At 38.9% G+C, this 5,129-nt stretch carries 8 protein-coding genes and 1 pseudogene; 7 read left to right on the forward strand and 2 right to left on the reverse strand.

From position 1 onward, the window contains the following. Window positions 1-534, forward strand: a 534-nt coding sequence (locus RQ763_RS09325) for an energy transducer TonB (RefSeq protein WP_314152575.1), incomplete at its 5' end; no start/stop codon positions are given. Window positions 535-542: 8 nt separating this feature from the next. Here RQ763_RS09325 and RQ763_RS09330 read toward each other — a convergent pair. After that, a complete protein-coding gene (locus RQ763_RS09330) occupies window positions 543-1,475 on the reverse strand; it encodes an HpcH/HpaI aldolase/citrate lyase family protein (RefSeq protein WP_314152576.1) in 933 nt (310 codons plus the stop codon). After that, window positions 1,465-1,815, reverse strand: a complete 351-nt coding sequence (locus tag RQ763_RS09335) for a cytochrome c (RefSeq protein ID WP_314152578.1) — start codon at window positions 1,813-1,815, stop codon at window positions 1,465-1,467. The genes RQ763_RS09330 and RQ763_RS09335 overlap by 11 nt, the downstream gene beginning before the upstream one ends. A gap of 59 nt (window positions 1,816-1,874) precedes the next feature. Between RQ763_RS09335 and folD the strand changes: the two genes are divergently transcribed. From folD to RQ763_RS09365, 6 genes and pseudogenes are all read left to right on the forward strand, one after another. Continuing rightward, window positions 1,875-2,732 carry a bifunctional methylenetetrahydrofolate dehydrogenase/methenyltetrahydrofolate cyclohydrolase FolD gene (gene folD / locus RQ763_RS09340; RefSeq protein WP_314152579.1) on the forward strand — a complete coding sequence of 286 codons (858 nt, stop codon included), beginning with the start codon at window positions 1,875-1,877 and terminating at the stop codon, window positions 2,730-2,732. Beyond that, window positions 2,733-3,542 (forward strand): signal peptidase I, encoded by an 810-nt coding sequence (gene lepB / locus RQ763_RS09345; protein ID WP_314152581.1) that lies wholly within the window; start codon window positions 2,733-2,735, stop codon window positions 3,540-3,542. Further along, a complete protein-coding gene (locus tag RQ763_RS09350) occupies window positions 3,529-4,206 on the forward strand; it encodes a site-2 protease family protein (protein ID WP_314152582.1) in 678 nt (225 codons plus the stop codon). The genes lepB and RQ763_RS09350 overlap by 14 nt, the downstream gene beginning before the upstream one ends. A gap of 13 nt (window positions 4,207-4,219) precedes the next feature. Further along, window positions 4,220-4,657 (forward strand): ribose 5-phosphate isomerase B, encoded by a 438-nt coding sequence (gene rpiB, locus RQ763_RS09355; protein ID WP_314152583.1) that lies wholly within the window; start codon window positions 4,220-4,222, stop codon window positions 4,655-4,657. 19 nt (window positions 4,658-4,676) lie between these two features. After that, entirely contained in the window at window positions 4,677-5,009 is a 333-nt protein-coding gene (locus tag RQ763_RS09360) for a hypothetical protein (RefSeq protein ID WP_294929885.1), read from the forward strand. 19 nt (window positions 5,010-5,028) lie between these two features. Then, window positions 5,029-5,129 (forward strand): annotated as a pseudogene (locus RQ763_RS09365) (adenine phosphoribosyltransferase); the annotation flags it as partial.

Consider the following 5,129-nt stretch of genomic DNA (forward strand, 5'->3'; position numbering starts at 1 on the left):
CAACAGCCTAAAACAGAGCCTATTCCACCATCCAAGCCATATATTTCGATGGCTCCGCCTTCGGAAGAAAAAAAAGAGCAAAAGAGCAAGTATGACTCACTAGACTGGCTATCTGAAGATATGTCCAACGAAGAAGAATCTAAAGAAAAAAGTGTAAAACATAACTCAGGCAGCAGTATAGGCAGCTCAAGTCTAAAAGAGCTCTACGGAGATATGTTCGGCAAACTTACTCCCGGTCAGCAGAAGTATCTCATAGACAACCAAGAGATTATGAGAAGGATCACGCAAGAGGTTTTAAACAGGGTCGCGCAGGTAAATCTGCCAAGAGACATAAATGTAAACAGAACTAATGTAGTCGAATTTTATCTCCATCCAAACGGAGACATCAGCGACTTTAAATTTCTTCAAAAAAGCGGCTACTACGTACTTGATGACACTACGAAAGAGACCATCGAATACGCATATAGCAAATATCCAAGACCTGAGGAGAAGATACTTGTCCGCTATAACGTTTATTATAATCTAGCCAGATAGTAAATTATCTAGCTATTTTTATTTAATACACTCAAAGCGCCTTTATATATTGGCTCGTCTATAAATCCAAACTCCTCATCTTCAAAGCCGCTAATGCCCTCTTCTCTCTTGAGTTCAAAAAGTTTTACAATGATTTTTGCTCTTCTTATCTCCTTCTCTTCGTCCGCAAAAACTTCATTTACAAGTGAGACCTGATCTGGAGATATACACCCTTTTGCATCATACCCCATGTTCTTTTCCAAGTATAGCCACTCTTTAAAATCATCTAGATTCTTAAACTCCTGATAGACAAATGAGATGGGTCTTACCCCGATTATTCTACATGTAACCAGAAAGTGAGACAATATATAGAGCGCGGTCGGGTTATCCCTTCTTATAAGACTTTGAGGAAGTTTCATATCTGCAAATAGGTCAAGTATTCCAAGATAAAATGTTGTAATTCTTTTGTCAACTTTAAGCAAAGAGAGATTCTTCCAGGCATCACTTGTCTCTATGGAGAGGTGGAGCTCTGTTTTTTCATCTAGCAGTTCATAAACAGACTCTACCTCTTTTACCTCTCTGATTTTTGGCACCCTTATTGCATCGGGCATAAACTGGTTTAAGTACGCAATCTCTTCAAATCCACCCTCATTAAGTGCATTTACTCTCACGACAAGTTTTTTGTCGCAATGTTTGTGATGAGAGAGAAAAATAGCGCATAAAACAAGTCCAAAAGGCTTATCCTCTTTGCTTACACCATCTTCTAAATTTAGTACTATACAGTCAGCTTGAACCGAATCTATCTTCATGAGATGATCCAAATTGCTGCATGAGAGCATCAAAACTGAAGTGAAATCTTTTCTTCTGTTTAGCACTCTGTATGTTGGAACTGCCAACTCATCTAACTTGACCAAGTCTCTCTTTTCGTATGCGGCTTTTACTTCTTGATAATTATCTAGCATCTACATCACCTTCTTTCTTTTTTTCTTGCAGATAAAAATAGAGCGCTTTAATCTCTTTTTGAGTTAAAAAATATCTAGGCATACCATTTTTTCTTACATTTAGCGAGGCAAAAAAATAGTTAAAATTTATACTGTTTATTGGCGGTCCCACAAAACTTTTTTTCTCGTTTTTATGCTCATATTTTGCAACGACTCTTCCCTCTCCACTCTCACCGTGACACTTATGACACCCTATGCCGCGAGGATTTTTATAAAGTGAAGTAGCATACTCCATCGGTGTTATAAAACTGCTTTTTGCCAGTAGCAAAAACGGCAACAGTATAAACAATACACTCCTCATAAAGCCATCCTTTAACATATAAAGGTATAATAACAAAAAAATAATATTATGAGGTTTAAATGCAACTTCTTGATGGAAAAGCACTCTCGGCAAAAATAGAAAAAACCGTAGCAGATGAAGTAAAAGTTTTAAAAAGCAAAACAGGATTAGTGCCCGGTCTTGCAGTAATACTTGTAGGACAAGACCCAGCAAGTGCGGCTTACGTACATATGAAGAAAAAAGCTTGTGACAGGGTTGGTTTTTACTCCGTGACACATGAGATGCCACAAGACATATCTCAAGATGCGATTGAAAAAACCATTACCATGATGAACGACAACCCAAATATCGACGGAATTTTGATTCAGCTTCCTCTTCCACCTCAAATAGATACTACAAAGATTCTCGAACTGGTCGAGCCAAGCAAAGATGTTGACGGTTTTCATCCATATAATGTAGGAAGACTCACAACAGGACTTGACGGGTTTGTTCCATGTACACCGCTTGGAGTTATGGAACTTTTAAATGAGTACAACATTGATGTAAAAGGGAAAAACTGCGTAGTAATCGGTGCATCAAACATAGTGGGAAAACCTATGGCATCACTGCTTTTAAACGCAAATGCAACAGTTGAGATTTGTCATATTTTTACGGATGATTTGAAAAAACATACGTTAAATGCAGATATGATTTTTGTGGGCGTGGGCGTTATAGATCTCATTAAAGAAGATATGGTAAAAGATGGTGCCGTTATTATAGACATAGGTATTAATCGTGCAGAGAGCGGTAAACTCGTCGGCGATGTTGACTTTGAAAAAGTGAGCAAAAAGTGCTCGTATATAACGCCTGTTCCGGGCGGCGTTGGTCCCATGACAATAGCGATGCTTCTTAGCAACACACTAAAAGCCACACAAGCACATGCAGATGAAAGAGAGTAAATGAAAGAGATTTTACACAGAACATACAAATTTTCCAACTCATGGACCGGAACGATTATCATCGTTCTTTTTGTTATATTTTTTATTGCGCAAGCTTTTAAAATTCCAAGCGGTTCCATGAAAGACTCTCTTCTTATTGGAGATCATCTTTTTGCAAAGAAGTTTGCATACGGTGTCTCTATGCCCCATATTCCGTTTTTGGAGGTCTCTATTATTCCGTGGAGCGACAAGCTTCGTCTTATTGATGGCGACACGCCAGAGAGAGGCGATATCGTCATCTTTAGACCGCCTCACAACACTAAACAGCACTTTGTAAAGAGATGTGTAGCACTTCCTGGTGATGAGTTGTTCGTGGCAGACAAAAATCTTTATCTTCATCACAGAGAGGGAGATGAGTGGATAGAGAAGAATTTTGATGAAAATGATATAGTAGTTTTTGCAGAGAAACTTTGGGTTAAAAATCCCTATATGAAAAAACATCCGGGCATTCATCATGATGAGAAGATTCTCATAAACGGTCAATACCCGATGCCTATTTTCAATTTTGCCCCGATTAGAGTTGATGAGGATCACTACTTTATGATGGGAGACAACCGTGACCACTCAAACGACAGCCGTTTTTGGGGTTCGGTTCCTTATGAAAACATAGAGGGCACTCCTTGGTTTATCTACTTTAGTATAGGCGAAGATTGGGAGATTAGATGGGATCGTATAGGAAAAACACCGACTGATTTAGAAGCTCCAGAGCATCTAGATAGAGCTATTGCCGAGAGAATAAAAAAAGATAAAGATGACTATGGAATCTATTGATCTACTAAAAATTGCAGCTGCCGTTTTTGCTTTAACTCTGGCAATCGTAGGACATGAGATAATGCACGGATGGGTTGCCTACATGTACGGCGACACAACGGCAAAAAATGCCGGCAGACTCTCTATAAACCCTATTTCGCATATAGATTTGGTAGGTACAATCATTGTTCCCGCTGCTATGTATTTTGTGCCTATACTTCTTGGGAGCGAGAGCGGATTTTTGTTTGGATGGGCAAAGCCTGTTCCTATAAATATGAGAACGGTAATAGACAGAGCCGGCTTTAATGGCGCCATGCAGGTTGATCTAGCAGGTATAGTTTACAACTTTACGCTGGCTGCCGTTGCCTCAATAGCTCTTTTAAATCTCAGCAGACCGACCGATACAGATTCGCTCTTTTACATTTTTACATATCTCTTTGTGCTTCAGAGTGTTATCATAAATGTTGTCTTGGGAGTATTTAACCTGCTTCCTATACCGCAATTTGACGGAGCGCACTTTCTAATGCATCTTTCGTTAAAATACAAGATAAATTCCATTGCCGAATTCTTTTATAAAAATGAAAGATATGGAATAATTATAGTTTTAATAGTTCTTATGACGCCGCTCAAAGATTATCTGCTCATAATGCCTGTGCAGATGATTTTAAAGCTGCTTCTATCATAAAAGGAGAGAAAAAGTGAAGTTTTACATCGCAACCGACCATGCCGGCTTGGATCTTAAAGATTATACTGTTGAACTGCTCAAAGCCAAGGGTCACGAAGTCATAGATATAGGACCCTTTACAAAAGAGAGAGTGGATTATCCTGATTATGCACTAAGTGTTTGCAAAGCAGTTTTAGCAGATAATAGCTCGCACGGTATTTTAATATGCGGTTCGGGAATCGGTATGAGCATGGCGGCAAACAGACACAGCGGGATTCGTGCTGCACTCTGCCATGATGCTTATACCGCAACTGTTGCCAGAGGTCACAATGATGCAAATATATTGTGTTTTGGCGAGAGAATCATAGGTAAAGGCGTATGCGAATCTATAGTTGATGCATGGATTGGCGGAAGTTTTGAGGGCGGACGTCATACACTTCGCGTAGAAAAAATAGAGGCTATTACTTCTTAATACCAAAAAAAGGAAAACTATGTTTTTAGAATGGTCACTTTTAACTATACTCTCTATCTTGTCCGTTTATCTCTTTGTTAAAATGTTTTACTTTAAAAGCATTACGTCCAAAGAGCAGAGAAACAACGACTTGATGAAACTGACGCTCAAAGAGGCGGAGATACTTATTAGAAAGTATCAGATTCAGCTTCAGCGTGCCCTTGGAAACGTTGATATCCTAAGTGATGAGTTGACAAAACAGAAGAATGAGCTCAAGGTGCTAAAACAGAGAAATAGCAAGTACAGACAAGAGACTGACCGTCTTAACAACAAAATAAAAGCCCTAGAGGGTCGCATAGACGCTCTAATATAATATGAGTAAAGGAACAGAGATGACACTTAGCAAAACAGAAAGAAAGATTATAGAAAACGCTATAAGAGATGTGAAAGATTTTCCAAAACCCGGCATTGTATTTAAAGATATAACGACTCT

This window comes from Sulfurimonas sp., assembly GCF_032250635.1.
In the GTDB taxonomy this organism is placed as follows: Bacteria; Campylobacterota; Campylobacteria; order Campylobacterales; family Sulfurimonadaceae; genus Sulfurimonas.

Bases quoted from the DNA above. Each gene is read 5' to 3' on its own strand.
- RQ763_RS09330 (WP_314152576.1), bottom strand. From the start codon at position 1,475: ATGCTAGATAATTATCAAGAAGTAAAAGCCGCATACGAAAAGAGAGAC.
- RQ763_RS09335 (WP_314152578.1), bottom strand. From the start codon at position 1,815: ATGAGGAGTGTATTGTTTATACTGTTGCCGTTTTTGCTACTGGCAAAA.
- folD (WP_314152579.1), top strand. From the start codon at position 1,875: ATGCAACTTCTTGATGGAAAAGCACTCTCGGCAAAAATAGAAAAAACC.
- RQ763_RS09350 (WP_314152582.1), top strand. From the start codon at position 3,529: ATGGAATCTATTGATCTACTAAAAATTGCAGCTGCCGTTTTTGCTTTA.
- RQ763_RS09360 (WP_294929885.1), top strand. From the start codon at position 4,677: ATGTTTTTAGAATGGTCACTTTTAACTATACTCTCTATCTTGTCCGTT.
- lepB (WP_314152581.1), top strand. From the start codon at position 2,733: ATGAAAGAGATTTTACACAGAACATACAAATTTTCCAACTCATGGACC.